The following is a 15,749-nucleotide window of genomic DNA, read 5'->3' on the forward strand; positions in this document are numbered from 1 at the left end:
CGCAGGTCCATCCTCGCGCCAGGCCGTCCGACCCCCCATATGAGAAGGCAGACCGGCGGCCATCCTGGGGAGGAGACTGGAATGCACATGTTCACCGATCTGTCATCCGCGCGGCTGATCGAGGCCGAAAGCCCGTGGTCCGCGCGCGGGGTGCCGGCAAGCGTCTACCAGGCGCTGCGGGACGTGGCGGCGCGGCATGGCGGGCGCCCGGCCGTGACCTTCCAGATGTTCTCGGACCCGCAGGCATCCGCCGAGACGCTGGACTGGTCCGAACTGCTGATGCGCACGACGCAGACGGCGAACCTGTTCCGCGGCCTCGGCATCGGCGAGGAGGATGTCGTCGCCTACCTGCTGCCGAACTGCAACGAGACGATCTTCGCGCTTCTGGGCGGCATGACCGCCGGGCGGGTGCTGCCGATCAACCCGCTTCTCGATACCGAGCAGATCGCCGGCATCCTCAACGACGCCGGCGCCAAGGCGCTGGTCACGCTGAAATCCATGCCGAAGACCGATGTCGCGCAGAAGGCCGCCGCCGCGGTCGCCTTCGCGCCGACGGTCCGCACGGTGCTGGAAGTCGACCTGAAGCGCTATCTGAGCCCGCCGAAATCCTGGCTGGTGCCGCTCCTGCGGCCGAAGGTGCCGCAGCGCCACCATGCAAGGGTGATGGATTTCCGCGCCGCGATGGAGGCCGAGCCGGGCGATGCGCTCGCCTTCGCGGAGAGCGGCGGCGACCGGGTCGCGGCCTATTTCCATACCGGCGGCACCACCGGCACGCCGAAAGTGGCGCAGCACAAGTTCTCGGGCATGATCTACAATGGCTGGCTCGGGCAGGAGCTGCTGTTCGACGAGACCGACGTGCTGATCTGCCCGCTGCCGCTCTTCCACTGCTTCGCCTGCTATCCGGTGCTGATGTCGGCGATCCAGTCCGGCGCACATGTCGTCTTCCCGACCCCGGCGGGCTATCGCGGCGAGGGCGTCTTCGACAATTTCTGGAAGCTGATCGAGCGCTACCGCGTCACCTTCCTGATCACCGTTCCGACCGCGCTGGCCGCGCTGATGCAGCGCAAGGTCGATGCCGATGTCTCCAGCCTGAAGATCGCGATCTCGGGCTCGGCGCCCCTGCCGCTGGAGCTCTACCGCCGCTTCGAGGAGGCGACCGGGGTGCAGGTGGCCGAGGGCTACGGGCTGACCGAGGCGACCTGCCTTGTCTCGGTGAACCCGATCGACGGCACCAAGAAGGTCGGCTCCGTCGGCGTGCCGATGCCCTATACCGATGTGCGCATCCTGCATTGCGGCGAGGACGGCACCGTCATCCGCGAATGCGCCACCGACGAGATCGGCGAGATCTGCGTCGCCAATCCCGGCGTCTTCGAGGGCTCGACCTATACCGAGCCGGGCAAGAATCTCGGGCTTTTCGCCGACCGCCGCTACCTGCGCACCGGCGATCTGGGGCGGATCGATGCCGACGGCTACCTGTGGATCACCGGCCGCAAGAAGGACATGATCATCCGCGGTGGCCACAATATCGACCCCGCCGAGATCGAGGAGGCGCTGTCGGGCCATCCGGCAGTGGCGACAGTCGGCGCGATCGGCCAGCCGGACCGCCATTCCGGCGAGCTGCCCTGCGCCTATGTCGAGCTGGTCGCGGGCGCCCGCGTCCTGCCGGCCGACCTGCTGGACTACGGCCGCTCGCGCATCCACGAGCGCGCGGCAGTGCCGAAGCATGTCGAGATCCTGCCCGAGCTGCCCAAGACCGCCGTCGGCAAGGTGTTCAAGCCCGCGCTGCGCAAGATGGCGATCACCCGGGTCTTCGATGCCGCGCTGGCCGAGGCGGGCTTCGCGGTCTCCGTCGCCGGGGTCGAGGACGACCGCCGCAACGGGCTGACCGCGGTGCTCGAGGCGCATGGCGATGTCGACATGCCCGCGCTCGAGCAGCTGATGGGCTGCTTCACCACGCCCTGGCGCTGGAAGGAGGACTGAGCGGCCCGGCCGCTCAGAGCAGCGCGCGGCCGCCCAGACGGCGGAAGAGCGATGCCTCGGCATCGTTGTAGAAGAACGGCACCGGTCCGGGCTGCACGCCCCGGCGCAGCATCGCCGCCAGCTCGGCCAGCACCACCTCGGTGATGAAGGGCAGGTCGAAGCGGCGCGCCTCGGAAAGCGGGATCCACTGCAGCGCCGAAAGCTCGTCGGAGGCGCGCGAGAAATCATCGGCCTCGTGCAGGAGCGCGTCGGCATCGGCCAGGAAGAACCGCGCGTCGAAGCGGCGCGGCCGCCCCGGCGGGGTGATCGCCCGGAAGAAGAAGCGCAGCCCCGCCCCCGAAGGCACATGGCCGGTGGCGGCGAAGCCCTGCCAGTCGGCGGGCGGATCGGGCCAGAGCCCCGGACGGCCGAGCACCAGCCCGGTCTCCTCCCAGGTCTCGCGGACGGCGGCGGCGACCAGGCTCGCGGGCAGGGCCGGATCGACGCCTTCGCCCAGCCGCTCCATGCAGACCGGATCGGGCAGCCCGGCCAGCGGCACCGCGGCATCGCCGGGATCGACCGCGCCGCCGGGGAAGACGAATTTCGACGGCATGAAGACCGCCCTGGCGCCGCGCTGGCCCATCAGCACCTCGGGGCCGCCGCGGTCGCGCAGCAGGATGACGGTGGCGGCGTCGCGGATCGCGGGCTCAGGCATCGGCCGTCTCCGGCTCGGGCGCCTCGCCGAAGCCGTGCATCCGCCGCGACCACTGGATGCCGACCAGCGCGCCCTTCAGCCGTGGCAGCAGCCACAGCGCCAGCCCCACGGTCAGCACCGAGAGCGTGCTGGCCATCACCAGCGGCGCGGGGCGCCACAACTCCCAGACCAGCAGCATCACCGGGGCGAGCACATGGCCGACCACCAGGATCGCCAGATAGGCGGGACCGTCATCGGCGCGGTGGTGGCGCATCTCCTCGCCGCAGGCGGGGCAGGCGTCCCGCACCTTCAGGTAGCTGTGCAGGATCCGCCCCTCGCCGCAGGCCGGGCAGCGCTGCCTCCAGCCGCGCCACAGCGCCTGCTGCAGCGGCCGCTCCTGCGGAATCTCCGGCTCTGTCATGGCGGCTCCTCTCCTCCGTCGCGGCACCCGTCCCGCGGCGGGACGAGTCATGCCTGGCGGCGGTTATAGCAAGCCCGGGGAAAAAAATGGACTCCGGCGACGGAAGCCCGCGGCCCTGCCGTTGAAGGGATGAACGCGGCAAGGAGCATCGCCCGTTCGAAGCCAACATGAAAGGCATGACCGATGACCTACAAGATGATCGCCCTGAGTGCTGCCATCGCTGCCGGACTGGCCCTGCCGGCCCTGGCCGAGCGTGGCCATGACGGCGCGCACGGCATGGGCCCGGCCGGGCTCGGCCCGATGCGCCCCTCCTTTGCCGAGCTCGATGCCGATGGCGACGGCAGCGTCACCCCCGAGGAGTTCAAGGCCCAGGGCGAGGCGCGCTTCGCCAATGCCGACACCGATGGCGACGGCGAGCTGAGCGCCGACGAGCTGACCGCCGCCGCGCTGGCGCGGATCGAGGCACGCATTGCCGCGCGGACCGCGACGATGGTGGCCTTCCGCGACCAGGACGGCAACGGCACGCTGTCGATGTCCGAGCTGTCCGGCCCCGGCATGGCGGCGGGCATGGAGCACATGTTCCAGGCCATGGACCGCGACGGCAACGGCGCGCTGAGCGAAGAGGAAATGGCGCAGCGCCCGATGATGAAGCACGGCCGGCCGGGACCGGGCATGGAGGGCCACGGCAAGGGCATGGGCCACGGCAAAGGCATGGGCCCGGACGGGCATCATGGCGACGGCCAGGGTCCGGCGCGCGACTGACGCTTGACCGGTGCATCACGGCCCCATAGCCCGGACGGCGATGACGGCTGATTCCGCAACCAGCGCCTCTTCGGAGGATGCGGCCCTGCTCGCGGCCTATGCCGCGGGCGATCCGCAGGCGGCCCGCATGCTGATGCTGCGGCTCGTCCCGCGGCTGCATGCGCTGGCGATGCGGATGCTGGGCGACCGGGCCGAGGCCGAGGATGTCGCCCAGGAAGCGATGCTGCGGCTGTGGAAGATCGCGCCGGAGTGGCGCGACATGGGCGCGGCGCCGGCCACCTGGACCTACCGGGTGGCGGCGAACTTGTGTACCGACAGGCTGAGGCGGCGCCGCCGCCAGACGCCGCTGGAGCCCGAGATGGAGCCCGAGGACGAGCGCCCGGGCACCGAGGAGCGGATGCAGGCCGAGACCCGGCGCCGCGCGCTCCAGGCCGCGCTCGGGACGCTGCCCGAGCGGCAGCGCCTGGCGGTGGTGCTGCGCCATCTCGAGGGCCGGGCCAATCCCGAGATCGCCGGGATCCTCGGCATCTCGGTGGAAGCGGTGGAGAGCCTGACGGCACGGGGCAAGCGGGCGCTGGCGAAGGCGCTCGCGGAGCAAAGGGAGGCATTGGGACTGATCGATGGCACATGAGCATGATACCGGACTGGACGATGCCGCTCTCGACCGTCTCCTGGCGGAGATGCGGCACGCGCCCGAGCTGCCCTCGGCGGCCCTGCTGGCGCGGATCGAGGCGGATGCGGCGCGGATCCAGGACGAGCGCCGGGCGGCTGCCGCTCCGCGCGGCCGCGGCTGGCTGGACGGGATCGGCGCGCTGGCGGCGCGCCTGGCGCTGCCCACCGGGCTGGTGGCGGCCGGGCTGGCCGGGCTCTGGATCGGGCTCTCGGCCGGGACCGGGGCCGGGTTCACCGGCGCCTCGGTCTATGACAGCGCCTTCGGGCTGCAGATGATCTACGAATTTCCGGCCCTGGCCGGGCTCTTGCCGGAGGGATGAGCATGAGCGCAACCGCATCGCCGCGCCGGAGGCTGGCCTGGCGCATCCTCACCGGGCTGTCGCTGGCGCTCAACGTGCTGGTGATCGCCGCGGTGGCGGGCCTGGTCCTGTCGCGGCATTCCTTCGACGGCGACCGGCCGCCGCCGATGCGCCCGGGCTTCGTCGCACCGATGATCGGCGTGCTGCCGCCTGCGGACCGGCGCGCGGTGATCTCCGAGCTGCACGGGATCGGCCGCGAGGCGGGGGTGACCCGGGCCGCCCAGTCCGAGATCCGCGCGGACGTGATCGCGCTTCTGGAGGCGGAGCCCTTCGACCCCGCGGCGCTGGAGGCGCTGCTCGACAGCGCCAATGACCGCTTCACCGGCTTCACCGAGGCGTCGCACCGGGTGATCGCCGCGCGGCTGGCGCAGATGTCGCCGCAGGAGCGGGCCGGCTATGTCGACCGGCTGAAGCGCTTCGGCACCTACCGGGACGGCAAGCCGCATGACGGCGACCGCGACTGGCACGGCGGCCGGGGGCACCCGCCGGAGCGCGACTGAGCGCTGGCGGATGGCGCCCGGCACTCGGCGCGGCGCTCCGGGAGGCGCCACGCGAGATGTCCGGCGCGGCATCGGACATGCCGCCGGTCAGGTCCAGCGGGCCGCTCTGCGCGACACGGGACTTTCAAGAGCCGACAGGACGCCTGTCCGCGCGTCGCCCGGATTTCCTCGCTCCAGGGGCGAGGTTCCCGGCCCCCGGAATGCAGTCCGTTCCGGGCGCGCGTGTCATCCAACTTCAGCAGGCCGTCCATGTCGCGCCCGGCCGTGCCTGTTCCATCGGGGCGGGAACCGTCGGACCCGGCTTTGAAGGCAGCGCGTGCGCGATTTCCGGCCGGCCGGTGGCGCAGATGACGGCTACCAGGACGGAAGAGGCGCCCGAAGGGCCAAGCTGCTCATGAGGCCCCTCCATTCCGCTTGCGCGGACCCGCCGCGGAGCAAGCAGGCTGGGCCGACGGCTTCTCCCTCGCCATTGCCCTTCGACGGGGGACCGGCTGGGCCGGTGCCGAGCCCCGGAAATGGGGGCGCGAGCGGAAGCGGGCGCGCATGGCCAACCGGCTGGAACTCCGGATGGCAGCGGCAGAGAGGGACAGGGCGATGCGCCGGGGCACGGTTCTGGGGCCGGCCTCGGGTCTGCGGGACCTGGTCGAAACGCCCGGCGCTGGCCCGGGCAGGCAGCATTTCCGCCAGGAGGCCGAGCCATGCGGCGACGGAGTCCGCCGCCAGCTCCGCGAGGCGGGCCGCGACTGCATGGTGGCGGCCGACATTGGGGAAGGGTGCATGTCGCCCCGCGCGCGGGGCTGGCGGAGTTCCCGGCCAGGCGGGACGGAGCCGACCAGATCCTCCCGCGGATCCCGCCGCGCGGAACGATCGCCACGTTGAAAATCGACGGAGCGCATGACACGTGTCGCTCTGATGCGGCCATTCCCGATCACGGCCACTCGCCGGAGGGGCCGCGCCAGGAAGCCCGGCAGCCATCAGCCGCAACGAGACGCGGCGCGCGGCCACGCGTCCGGGCAGGTCCCTCTGGCTGGTTCGACCGGGCCGGCACACCCGAAGTCGCATCGCAACCCGGAGGAACCGCCTCGACGCCTTCGGCGAGAAGAATCCATGGCGTGATCCCGAAAGACAGCTTGTCGGCATCCGCATTGTTCGCAGGGGCGCTCGGGGGCCGTGGCGCCCGCCGCGTCGTCACGAACCGCAGCTTGGCCGTCTGTATGCGCAGGAGCGAAACCATCGCCTGAGGTCAACGGGAAAGGGCCATTCAGGCCGGGCTCGGGATAGTGCGGCTGCGCCCGTTGAAGGCGCAGGACACGGGCGCCTGCATTCCGTCCGGGCGTTGCCGCAAGCTGGCGGTCCCGCATGGCAAGAGAGGGGGGGAGGCACCGGTTCCGGATCGACTGTGTTCGCGCGGTCTCCCGGACGGACGGCGCGCGGTCCGCCGAGACCGGTGCCCGCCTGTCTGCACGTCGGCCATCCTCCTTGCCGCAACGGGCTTGTCGGGGCCGGGGCGCTGGCGCCGGAGGCGCATCCGGCAAGTGACCGGGCGCGGCCATGGCTGCATGAGCGTAGCACAGCCAGCCGGCATCGCGTGGCGGCGGCGCGCGGCAGGCATGGCTCAAACCCATCGCGCTCGGCGAAAATCCAGGCGCCGCCGCCGCAGCGCACGGACCGAGGGGGCATCGCCGGTTCGTCGGAGGCCGTCCATCTAGGAAGGAGAGCGGTTCGACGGCAATGTGCCCATCCCGTGGCTGACCGGCGTGGCCCGGCCGGGTCCGCGGCACCGCACGGTAGGGCGGCGCGACCTTTCCCGGGCAGACGGGCCAGCCGCCATCAGTCCTTGGCCTTGGCCCGGAAGCGGCATGGGCATCGCGGCGGGCTGCCCGGGTCAGGCCGCATGGCTGTTCCAGAGGCGGTTGCCAGCTGGCGCGCCGCGGGGCTCGGCCGCGCTACGCTGCGGAGCGGCCGATTTTCACGGTGTTCCGGCCCTGCGCCTTGGCGCGGTAGAGCGCGCGGTCGGCTTGTTCCATCAGCGCCCGCATCGCCAGGCCGGGCGCCTGCAGGGCGCCGGGGGCGCGGAAGGCGGGGATGTCGGCCATGGCAATGCCGATGCTGACCGTCACCGCCAGGCGCTCGGGCCCGGCGGCCACCGGCCGGTCGGCCATCACCCGCCGCAGCCGCGCCGCCGCCCGGCGGACATTGTCGAGATCGGTCTCGGGCATCGCGATCAGGAACTCCTCGCCGCCGATCCGCGCCAGCAGGTCCTGCTCGCGGACATTCTCCGCCAGCCGCGCCGCGGTCTCGACCAGCACCTGGTCGCCCGTCGCGTGGCCATAGGTGTCGTTGACCAGCTTGAACCGGTCGAGATCGACCATCATCAGCGCGAAGCGCCGTCCCGTCTGCACCGCGCGCGCGGCGATCCGGTCGAGATGGGGCATGGCGTAGCGCCGGTTGTAGAGCCCGGTCAGCGGATCGCGCATCGCCTCGCGCAGGCCGTCCTGCACGCGGTTGCGCAGCCGGTCGCCGTCGCGCTTGCGCGCCAGCTGGAGCGTGCAGCGCAGCGCCAGCTCCTCGACCGCGAAGCCGTGGCGCATCACGTCGCTGGCGCCGATATCGAGCGCCATGGCCATCCGCCGCGCGACGCTCTCGCTGCCGCCCGGGCCGGGACCGCCGACCAGGATCGCGGCGGCGGTGCGGGTGGCGCCGCGGCTGCGCAGCTCCGCCAGGAAGCGCAGGCTGTCATCGGGCGCCTCCGGGCTGTCCTCGACGACGTAGAGCTCGGGCCCGGGCCCGTCCTCTGCGCTGCCGGTCAGGACGGCCTGCGGCGCGTGCCAGTCGAGCCGGTGGGGCAGCAGCGGCGTCAGCGCCGCGCGCCAGGCCCGTCCCTTGACCGCCTGCTGGGTGACCAGCGCGATGGTGGCGGGCCGGTGGAAGGCCGCGCGGTCCTCGCCGAGGCCGAGCTGCTGCTCGGTCAGGCTGCGCGCGGCGAATTCGTCGAGCGCCCCGCGATGGCGCAGCAGGCAGCGGATGCGCGCCTGCAGGAATCCCTCCTGCGCGCCGGGGTCGAGCGCGTCCTCCGCCCCGGCGAGGAGCGCGTCGCGGACGGTGTCCGGCGAGAAGGAGCGGGTGAGAATCAGCACCGGAATGCCGCGGCTGGCAGGGGCGGCGGCGAGGCGGCGCGCCATGTCGCAGGCATCCTCCCCGGCGAGTCCGGGGCCGAGCAGGATCAGGTCGGGCCGGTTCTCGGCCGCGCGGGCGAGCGCCTCGCCGGGGCCGTCGGCCTGGACTGCGGAGTGGCAGGAGGCCGTCACCCGGCTGCGCAGCACGATGCGGTTCGCGGCCACGGGGTCGATGACGAGGATCTGGCCCGGCATTCCGGCAATCTCCAGAATTGAATGCTCTCGAGCTTCACATTCCCACGGAAGAAGTTAAGGAAGCCTTGACCATTTTAGCCGAAATACCAACGTCCAGACCGGAGGCTGCTGCCATGGACCTTGATAACGCTTCTGCCGTCGCGCTGGCGGCGGTTGCCTGGATCGCGTCCGAGGAGGACATGCTGCCGGTCTTCCTTAACGCGTCGGGCATGCCCGCCGAGGGGCTGCGCACCGGGCTCGAGGACCCGCATGTGCTGGCGGCGGTGCTCGACTTCCTGCTGATGGACGATGCCTGGGTGCTGGCGGCGGCCGCGCAGGCCGGGCGGGACCCGCATGATTTCGCCCGCGCGCGGCAGGCGCTGCCGGGCGGGAACCTGCCGCATTGGACGTGAGATCCGCCGCAGCGCCGGGCGGGACCGGCTTTCTTGTACGGCGGCCCGGTTCCATGGCATACTGGCGTCACTGGGAGGAGCGCTAATGATCAAGACAGTCCTTTTCGACAAGGACGGGACGCTGTTTGACTTTCGGGCTACTTGGGGCGGCTGGGCCGCTTCGTTTCTTCTGGAACTGAGTTCGGACGACCAGGCAAAGGCCGCGCAGATGGCCGAGTCCGTGGGCTTCGATCTTCGGGACCGCAGCTTCGAGGAAGACAGCGTTCTCATCGGCGGGACGCCGGGCGACATCGTCCGGCAGCTTCTGCCGTATGTGCCGGGGGTATCGGCTGCCGGACTGGTGTCGCGGATGAACATGATGGCGGCCTCGGCGCCGCAATGCGAAGCAGCGCCGCTCTTGCCGCTGCTGGCCGGGCTGCGCGATCGCGGCCTGTCCCTGGGGGTGATCACGAATGATGCCCGGGCTCCGGCGATGGCGCATCTGCGCGCGGCCGGGATCGCGGGCCTCTTCGACGGGGTGATCGGCAGCGACTGCGGCTTCGGCCAGAAGCCGGGGCCGGGGCAGATCCTGGCCTATCTGGAGAAGACCGGGGCGGATCCGTCGGAGACCGTCATGGTCGGCGACGCCCCGCATGACATGATGGCCGCGCGGGCGGCGGGCTGCCACCGGGTGGGGGTGCTGACCGGCCCTTCGACGCGGCAGCAGCTGGCCCCCCTGGCCAGCGCCGTGCTGCCTGACATCTCGGCGCTGCCGGGGTGGCTCGACCGCATGGAAGATGCCCGCCACAACGCGGCCTGACGGGCCGGGACAGGGAAGATTTCCCTAAAAATTTCGGGGCCTGGCCGGAACGCGGCGCGTCCGGCCCCCCGGCATTTAGCGGCGTGTTAACTGAGCGATCCTAGGATTCCCGCGAGAGAAGCGGGACAGGACAGCCGGGGTGCACGGGCTCATCAACAAGTCGATCCAATGCTTCCTGCGCGACACATACGGCGCAGGGCTGTGGGCACGCGTGGCGCAGCGGGCCGATCTCGACCCGGCGGGGTTCGAGGCGATGCTCCTCTATGACGACGCCCTGGCCGGGCAGGTGCTGGAGGTGGCGGCCGAGCTTCTGGCGAAGCCGCGCGACTGCCTGCTGGAGGATCTGGGGACCTACCTGGTCTCGCATCCCAATCTGGAACCGGTGCGGCGGCTGCTGCGCTTCGGCGGGGCGAGATTCGCCGATTTCCTGCATTCGCTCGACGAACTGCCGGACCGTGCGCGGCTGGCGGTGCCAGAGCTTGACCTGCCGCGGCTGGAGCTGGTGCAGATCGACGAGGCGACCTTCCGGCTCGACTGCGAAAGGCGGCTGCCGGGATTCGAGCATGTGCTGGTCGGGCTGATGCGCACCATGGCCGACGATTACGGCGCGCTCGTCATCATGGAGTGCCTGCCGCCCGACGAGGCGCTCGCCCATGTCTCCATCCGGCTGATCGACAACGGCTTCGCCAGCGGGCGCAGCTTCGAGCTGGCCGCGGGAAGCTAGCGCGGGATGGCGCTGCGGCTGGACCCGTCCGCGCTCGACGCGCTCATGCCGATGAACCTGCTGGCGGGTCCCGAGGGGCGCATCCTGCATGTCGGCCCGACCCTGGCGAAGACCCGGCCGGAGGGCTATTTCCTCGGCGAGGACCTGTTCCGCCTGTTCCGCTTCAAGCGCCCCCGCGAGGTGGCCGGACCAGAGGCGCTGCGCGCCGCGGCGGGCACGCCGCTGCGGCTCTGGTTCCGCGACGATCCGCAGACCCAGCTGCGCGGCGAGGCCACGGCCTGCCTCGATGGCGGGCTGCTGCTGAACCTGTCCTTCGGCCTCTACGTCTTCGAGGCGATCGGCCATTACGCGCTGAATGCCTGCGATTTCGCCACCACCGACCCGACGATGGAGATGCTCTACCTGGTGGAGGCGAAATCGGCGGCAATGGATGCCTCCAACGACCTGACGCTGCGGCTGCAGGCGGCGCGGATCGCGGCAGAGGAGCAGGCCTTCACCGACACGCTGACCGGGCTGAAGAACCGCCGCGCGCTCGACCTGGTGCTCGGCCGCTACCGGCGGCAGGGAACGGGCTTCACGCTGATGGGGATCGATCTCGACTACTTCAAGCGGGTGAATGACACGATGGGCCATGCAGCCGGCGACCAGGTGCTGCAGCATGTCGCCCGGCTGATGCTGGCGCGCACCGGCGAGGGCGACACGCTGGTGCGCACCGGCGGCGACGAGTTCATGGTGATCCTCAAGGACGAGACCGATGCCGCGGCGCTTCTGCCCCGGGCCGAGGAGATGATCGCCGCGCTGGAGGCGCCGATCGCGCTGCCCGACGGCGCCTGCCAGGTCTCGGCCAGCATCGGCCTCTGCGCCAGCACCCAGTTCGACCGCTGGGAGCCGCGCCAGATCCTGGTCGATGCCGATGCCGCGCTCTATGCCGCCAAGCGGGCCGGGCGCTCGCAGGTGGCGGTCTATGCCCCGGGGATGGAGCCCTCGGGCGAGACGCCCGACGACAAGGCGGCGCGGCTGCTGGCCCGGCCGGTCGCGCCCGCGCCGCCGCCGGTCAGGACCCGTCCCGGGCGCTAGCGATGAAGTCCCGTGCCGCCAGCAGGATGACGATGGCGGTGACGGCGATCAGGTCCCAGTGCGGCACGTGCCACACCAGGATGCCGAGGAACCCGGCCAGCGTGGCGAAGGCGATCAGCGCCATGATCCTGTTCATGCGGTCTCTCCCTGGTCAGCTGCCATAGATCATCTCCGGCAGGTAGAAGACGATGCCCGGCGCCAGGTACATCAGCACCATCGCCAGGATCACGCAGAACAGGAAGGGCATGCAGCCCGCGAAGATCTGCGTGAGCCGCACCTCGGGCGGCGCGATCCCCTTGAGATAGTAGGCCGACATCGCCATCGGCGGCGTCAGGAACGAGGTCTGCAGGTTCAGCGCCACCAGCACGCCGAAGAACAGCGGGTCGATGCCGAAATGCGGCAGCAGCGGCAGGAAGATCGGCACGAAGATGATGATGATCTCCGACCATTCCAGCGGCCAGCCGAGAAGAAAGATGATCAGCTGCGCCATGATCAGGAACATCACCGGCGACAGGTCGAGCCCCTTGACGAATTCCGAGATCACCTGTTCGCCGCCGAGATAGGAGAAGACCGAGGAGAAGATGTAGCTGCCGATGAAGAGCCAGCACACCATCGCCGTGGTCCGCGCCGTCAGGTAGACGCTCTCGCGCAGGCGGCCCCAGCTCATCGAGCGGTAGAGGAAGGCCAGCAGGATGCCGCCGAGCGCGCCGATCGAGGCGGCCTCGGTGGGCGTCGCCAGGCCGAAGAGGATCGAGCCCAGCACCGCCAGGATCAGCAGCGCGAGCGGCAGGAAGCTGGTGGCGATCATCCGCAGCAGTTCCAGCCCCGGCACGTCGGGAATGTCCTCGTCGCGCGGGCGGGGCGCCACCGAGGGCTGCAGGATCGCCCGGCCGGTGACATAGGCGAGGTAGAGCCCGACCAGCACCAGCCCCGGCAGGAGCGCGCCCGAATAGAGCCGCACGATCGAGACATTGGAGGCCGCCGCATAGACGATCAGCATGATCGAGGGCGGGATCAGGATGCCCAGCGTGCCGCCTGCGCAGATGATGCCGGCCGCAAACGAGCTGTCATAGCGCGCCTTCAGCATCGCGGGCAGCGCCAGCAGCCCCATCAGCGTCACCACCGCGCCGACGATGCCGGTCGCCGTGGCGAAGAGCGCGCAGGTGATCAGCGCGGCCACGCCCATCGAACCGGGCACCCGCCGCGACGCGATATTGAGGGTCGAGAACAGCCGGTCGACGATATTGGCCCGCTCGACGATGTAGCCCATGAACAGGAACAGCGGCACCGCGGTCAGCACCTCGTTCGACATCACCGTGAAGCTCTGGTTGATGAAGAGGTCGAAGACGCGGTTGTTCAGCCAGCCGTCGATCCAGGTCGAGGCCTGGTCCCACCAGGAGGCGTCCTCGGGCAGGCGCAGATGCTCGCGCCACATCCGGCGCTCGTCGAAATAGGCGTAGTAGCCGAAGCCCAGCCCCATCGCCATCAGCGTGAAGGCGATCGGGAAGCCGAGGAAGACCATCAGGATGAAGAGGCCCAGCATGCTGAGCGCGACCATGGGATCGGTCATGGATGGGCGTCCTTCTCGGACTCGGCGGCCCGTGCCATGAGGATGTCCTCGGTTTCCTGGACGTCTTCCTCGGCCACCGGCCATTCATTGGTGCGGATGGCGATGATGCAGCGGAAGACCTGGGCGATGCCCTGGATGAAGAGCAGCAGCCCGGCGGCGACGATCACCGTCTTGAACTGGTAGATCGGCACGCCCGCGGGGGAGTTCACCGAGACCTCGCCGTACTGCCAGCTGCGCGCGGCGTATTTCCAGCCCGCGAAGATCAGCGCCAGCACGCCGGGGAAGAAGAAGACGATGTAGAGCGTCAGGTCGATGCGCGCCTGCCAGCGCGGGCTCCAGAGCCGGTAGAGGAAGTCGCCGCGGACATGGCCGCCGCGCGACAGGGTATAGGCGCCCGCCATCATGAAGAGCGCGCCGTACATGATGAAGGAGACATCCAGCGCCCAGGCGGTGGGGCTGTTGAGCACGTAGCGCACGAAGACCTCGTAGCCGGTGCCGAGCGCCATCATCAGGATGAGCCAGGCGAAGGCCTTGCCGAACCACGCGGAGAGCGCGTCGGCGAAACGGATATAGCCGATCATTGTGTTTCCCGCAGAGAAAGGGCGCCCGCCCGGGAGGGCCGGTGCGGACGCCGTCCTGGGCTCAGCCGAGCTTGAGCTTGCCCGGGAAGTAGTGCTCGTAGGCCAGCGCGTAGTCGGGCGCGTTCATCAGCTCGTAATAGGCGACCTGCTCGACCCATTCGCGCTGGCTGTCGAGGACCTTCTTCATGAAGGGATCCTCCTCCAGCTGCGGGATCAGCTTGTCCCAGGCGGCAAGCTGGGCGTCGAGGATCTCCTTCGAGGTGCGGTGCACCGTGACCCCGGCCTGATCCTGCAGCCATCTCAGATCGGCAGAGTAGCGCCGCATCGCCTTGGCGGTATTGGCAGTGGAGGCGGCCTCGACCGCATGGCGCACGATGGCGCGCAGATCGTCGTCCAGATCCTCCATGAACATCCGCGAGAACAGGAACTCGAAGCTTTCCGAGGCCTGGTGGTAGGAGCTGAGATAGTAGTTCTTGGCGACGTCCTGCGCGCCGAAATCCTTGTCCGAGCTGGGGTTGTTGAACTCGAAGGCGTCGATCACGCCGCGCTCCATCGCCGGGACGATCTCGCCGCCCGGCAGCTGCGCCACCGACATGCCCATTTCCTGCATCAGGTCGGCGGCCAGGCCGACGGTGCGGTACTTGAAGCCCTCCAGGTCGGCGGCGGTGTTCACCTCGCCCTTGAACCAGCCGAAGGGCTGGGCGAACATCGGGAAGCCGAGATAGCCGTCGACATCGAGCCCCATGATGTCCTGGGTCAGCTCGTCGTAATAGGCCTTGCCGCCGCCCTCGTAGAACCAGCTGAGCATCGTCGTGGCCGAGCCGCCGAAGACCGGGCCGGTGCCGAAGAGCGAGGCCGCCTTGTTCTTGCCGTACCAGTACACCGGCACCGAATGCGCGGCGTCGAGCAGCCCGTCATTGACCGCGTCGAGCACCTGGAAGGCGGCGACCACCGCGCCCGCGGGCAGGAGGTCGATCTTGATCCGTCCCCCCGACATGGCCTCGACCCGGTCGGCATAGTCCTGGGCGAATTCCTGCCAGATGTTCGAGGCCGACCACGAGGTCTGCATCTTCATCACCAGCGGCGCCTGGGCCAGAACGGCCGGCGCGGCCAGCGTTCCCGCACCACCGGCAAGCGCAGTGGTGCGCAGGAATTTCCTGCGGTTCATTTTGTCCGACAATTTTTCCTCCCTTGGCCGCCTCAGGGCAGCCCCTCTTTCGCATGTCGTCGTCAGCGTATTTTGCGGTGTTCTCCCGTCGCGGCATGCTGCCGCGGCGGGGCCCGTGCCTCTAGAATTGGCGATTTTCGCGACGGGTCAAGGGGGTATATCGGATAGGTCGATCAATCCTGGGTAGACGACTCCATCCCGGCGGGATCATCCGGGAATTGCGTATTGCTCCAGGATCTCCAGCGGCACCACCTCCAGCGCGCGGCGATGGGTGGCCTCGAGCCGGATCTTCGGGGCGACGCCTTCCTCATGGGCCTGCACGAAGCGCGCCGCGCAGAGGCACCAGCGGTCGCCGGGCTTGAGACCGGCAAAGCCGAACTCCGGCCGCGGGGTCGAGAGATCGTTGCCGAAATACTTGGAATAGGCGAGGAATTCCTCGGTCATCACGGCGCAGACCGTGTGCGAGCCGTGATCCTGCGGGCCGGTATCGCAGCAGCCGTTGCGGTAGAAGCCGGTGACCGGATCGGCGGAGCAGGGTTCCAGCCTGCCGCCCAGCACGTTCTCGGACGGGTACATGTTCATCTTCGTCGCTCCTTGCTGGCGGAATGATAGCCGCTCCGCCGCCATCGGGAAGCCCCGCCGGACGCCGCGGCCATCTTGCCGTGGCCTCTGCCGCATGCGAGGTTCGCCGCGGGACCCA

At 70.1% G+C, this 15,749-nt stretch carries 17 protein-coding genes; 9 read left to right on the forward strand and 8 right to left on the reverse strand.

The genetic code is table 11. The annotated features are described in order from the left end of the window. Positions 1-81: 81 nt before the first annotated feature. A complete protein-coding gene (locus FGX59_RS20085; RefSeq protein ID WP_138468910.1) occupies positions 82-1,980 on the forward strand; it encodes an acyl-CoA synthetase in 1,899 nt (632 codons plus the stop codon). 13 nt (positions 1,981-1,993) lie between these two features. On the opposite strand, the gene FGX59_RS20090 is transcribed toward FGX59_RS20085, so the two are convergent. Together FGX59_RS20090 and FGX59_RS20095 are read right to left on the reverse strand one after the other, a co-directional pair. After that, positions 1,994-2,674 (reverse strand): NUDIX hydrolase, encoded by a 681-nt coding sequence (locus FGX59_RS20090; protein ID WP_138468911.1) that lies wholly within the window; start codon positions 2,672-2,674, stop codon positions 1,994-1,996. Continuing rightward, complete coding sequence (locus FGX59_RS20095) at positions 2,667-3,074, reverse strand: DUF983 domain-containing protein (RefSeq protein WP_138468912.1); 408 nt, start codon at positions 3,072-3,074, stop codon at positions 2,667-2,669. Before FGX59_RS20095 ends, FGX59_RS20090 begins: the two co-directional genes overlap by 8 nt. 183 nt (positions 3,075-3,257) lie before the next feature. On the opposite strand from FGX59_RS20095, the gene FGX59_RS20100 reads away from it, so the two are divergent. From FGX59_RS20100 to FGX59_RS20115, 4 genes are read left to right on the forward strand one after another with little or no spacing between them, the layout of a single operon-like run. Then, entirely contained in the window at positions 3,258-3,836 is a 579-nt protein-coding gene (locus FGX59_RS20100) for an EF-hand domain-containing protein (RefSeq protein WP_138468913.1), read from the forward strand. 40 nt (positions 3,837-3,876) lie between these two features. Next, on the forward strand, positions 3,877-4,467 hold the full coding sequence (locus FGX59_RS20105; protein ID WP_138468914.1) for a sigma-70 family RNA polymerase sigma factor: 591 nt from the start codon (positions 3,877-3,879) through the stop codon (positions 4,465-4,467). Then, entirely contained in the window at positions 4,457-4,828 is a 372-nt protein-coding gene (locus FGX59_RS20110; RefSeq protein WP_138468915.1) for a hypothetical protein, read from the forward strand. Before FGX59_RS20105 ends, FGX59_RS20110 begins: the two co-directional genes overlap by 11 nt. A gap of 2 nt (positions 4,829-4,830) precedes the next feature. Next, positions 4,831-5,367, forward strand: coding sequence for a periplasmic heavy metal sensor (locus FGX59_RS20115; protein WP_171060742.1), 537 nt, complete (start codon positions 4,831-4,833; stop codon positions 5,365-5,367). A 1,946-nt stretch (positions 5,368-7,313) separates the two neighbouring features. Here FGX59_RS20115 and FGX59_RS20120 read toward each other — a convergent pair. After that, positions 7,314-8,738, reverse strand: coding sequence for a diguanylate cyclase (locus tag FGX59_RS20120; protein ID WP_138468917.1), 1,425 nt, complete (start codon positions 8,736-8,738; stop codon positions 7,314-7,316). A gap of 113 nt (positions 8,739-8,851) precedes the next feature. Here FGX59_RS20120 and FGX59_RS20125 point away from each other — a divergent pair, with 113 nt between their 5' ends. The 4 genes from FGX59_RS20125 to FGX59_RS20140 all read left to right on the forward strand — a co-directional run bounded on the left by FGX59_RS20125 (position 8,852) and on the right by FGX59_RS20140 (position 11,730). Beyond that, the gene (locus tag FGX59_RS20125; protein ID WP_138468918.1) at positions 8,852-9,130 is read left to right on the forward strand and encodes a DUF3572 family protein; all 279 of its coding nucleotides are present in this window, start codon (positions 8,852-8,854) and stop codon (positions 9,128-9,130) included. A gap of 85 nt (positions 9,131-9,215) precedes the next feature. Beyond that, positions 9,216-9,929 (forward strand): HAD family hydrolase, encoded by a 714-nt coding sequence (locus tag FGX59_RS20130; protein WP_138468919.1) that lies wholly within the window; start codon positions 9,216-9,218, stop codon positions 9,927-9,929. A 139-nt stretch (positions 9,930-10,068) separates the two neighbouring features. Then, entirely contained in the window at positions 10,069-10,653 is a 585-nt protein-coding gene (locus FGX59_RS20135) for a heme NO-binding domain-containing protein (protein WP_138468920.1), read from the forward strand. A 6-nt stretch (positions 10,654-10,659) separates the two neighbouring features. Then, positions 10,660-11,730: a GGDEF domain-containing protein gene (locus FGX59_RS20140; RefSeq protein WP_138468921.1), complete on the forward strand. Its 1,071-nt coding sequence runs from the start codon at positions 10,660-10,662 to the stop codon at positions 11,728-11,730. On the opposite strand, the gene FGX59_RS37670 is transcribed toward FGX59_RS20140, so the two are convergent. The 5 genes from FGX59_RS37670 to FGX59_RS20160 all read right to left on the reverse strand — a co-directional run bounded on the left by FGX59_RS37670 (position 11,708) and on the right by FGX59_RS20160 (position 15,631). Next, positions 11,708-11,866 (reverse strand): hypothetical protein, encoded by a 159-nt coding sequence (locus FGX59_RS37670; protein WP_171060743.1) that lies wholly within the window; start codon positions 11,864-11,866, stop codon positions 11,708-11,710. The two genes, FGX59_RS20140 and FGX59_RS37670, sit on opposite strands and share 23 nt — an antisense overlap. Before the next feature lie 15 nt (positions 11,867-11,881). Next, positions 11,882-13,300 carry a TRAP transporter large permease subunit gene (locus FGX59_RS20145; RefSeq protein WP_138468922.1) on the reverse strand — a complete coding sequence of 473 codons (1,419 nt, stop codon included), beginning with the start codon at positions 13,298-13,300 and terminating at the stop codon, positions 11,882-11,884. Further along, positions 13,297-13,881: a TRAP transporter small permease subunit gene (locus FGX59_RS20150; RefSeq protein ID WP_138468923.1), complete on the reverse strand. Its 585-nt coding sequence runs from the start codon at positions 13,879-13,881 to the stop codon at positions 13,297-13,299. The genes FGX59_RS20145 and FGX59_RS20150 overlap by 4 nt, the downstream gene beginning before the upstream one ends. 61 nt (positions 13,882-13,942) lie before the next feature. After that, positions 13,943-15,049: a TRAP transporter substrate-binding protein gene (locus FGX59_RS20155; protein WP_138468966.1), complete on the reverse strand. Its 1,107-nt coding sequence runs from the start codon at positions 15,047-15,049 to the stop codon at positions 13,943-13,945. A 207-nt stretch (positions 15,050-15,256) separates the two neighbouring features. Continuing rightward, positions 15,257-15,631 carry a DUF2237 family protein gene (locus tag FGX59_RS20160; RefSeq protein ID WP_171060744.1) on the reverse strand — a complete coding sequence of 125 codons (375 nt, stop codon included), beginning with the start codon at positions 15,629-15,631 and terminating at the stop codon, positions 15,257-15,259. Positions 15,632-15,749: the final 118 nt, after the last annotated feature.

The sequence above is a fragment of the Poseidonocella sp. HB161398 genome (assembly GCF_005870025.1).
GTDB lineage: Bacteria > Pseudomonadota > Alphaproteobacteria > Rhodobacterales > Rhodobacteraceae > Mangrovicoccus.

Excerpts from the sequence above, each read along its gene's own strand:
- FGX59_RS20155 (WP_138468966.1), bottom strand. The coding sequence starts at position 15,049 with ATGAACCGCAGGAAATTCCTGCGCACCACTGCGCTTGCCGGTGGTGCG.
- FGX59_RS20145 (WP_138468922.1), bottom strand. The coding sequence starts at position 13,300 with ATGACCGATCCCATGGTCGCGCTCAGCATGCTGGGCCTCTTCATCCTG.
- FGX59_RS20140 (WP_138468921.1), top strand. The coding sequence starts at position 10,660 with ATGGCGCTGCGGCTGGACCCGTCCGCGCTCGACGCGCTCATGCCGATG.
- FGX59_RS20110 (WP_138468915.1), top strand. The coding sequence starts at position 4,457 with ATGGCACATGAGCATGATACCGGACTGGACGATGCCGCTCTCGACCGT.
- FGX59_RS20150 (WP_138468923.1), bottom strand. The coding sequence starts at position 13,881 with ATGATCGGCTATATCCGTTTCGCCGACGCGCTCTCCGCGTGGTTCGGC.
- FGX59_RS20105 (WP_138468914.1), top strand. The coding sequence starts at position 3,877 with ATGACGGCTGATTCCGCAACCAGCGCCTCTTCGGAGGATGCGGCCCTG.
- FGX59_RS20100 (WP_138468913.1), top strand. The coding sequence starts at position 3,258 with ATGACCTACAAGATGATCGCCCTGAGTGCTGCCATCGCTGCCGGACTG.
- FGX59_RS20125 (WP_138468918.1), top strand. The coding sequence starts at position 8,852 with ATGGACCTTGATAACGCTTCTGCCGTCGCGCTGGCGGCGGTTGCCTGG.
- FGX59_RS20085 (WP_138468910.1), top strand. The coding sequence starts at position 82 with ATGCACATGTTCACCGATCTGTCATCCGCGCGGCTGATCGAGGCCGAA.
- FGX59_RS37670 (WP_171060743.1), bottom strand. The coding sequence starts at position 11,866 with ATGAACAGGATCATGGCGCTGATCGCCTTCGCCACGCTGGCCGGGTTC.
- FGX59_RS20120 (WP_138468917.1), bottom strand. The coding sequence starts at position 8,738 with ATGCCGGGCCAGATCCTCGTCATCGACCCCGTGGCCGCGAACCGCATC.
- FGX59_RS20160 (WP_171060744.1), bottom strand. The coding sequence starts at position 15,631 with ATGAACATGTACCCGTCCGAGAACGTGCTGGGCGGCAGGCTGGAACCC.
- FGX59_RS20090 (WP_138468911.1), bottom strand. The coding sequence starts at position 2,674 with ATGCCTGAGCCCGCGATCCGCGACGCCGCCACCGTCATCCTGCTGCGC.
- FGX59_RS20095 (WP_138468912.1), bottom strand. The coding sequence starts at position 3,074 with ATGACAGAGCCGGAGATTCCGCAGGAGCGGCCGCTGCAGCAGGCGCTG.
- FGX59_RS20130 (WP_138468919.1), top strand. The coding sequence starts at position 9,216 with ATGATCAAGACAGTCCTTTTCGACAAGGACGGGACGCTGTTTGACTTT.
- FGX59_RS20115 (WP_171060742.1), top strand. The coding sequence starts at position 4,831 with ATGAGCGCAACCGCATCGCCGCGCCGGAGGCTGGCCTGGCGCATCCTC.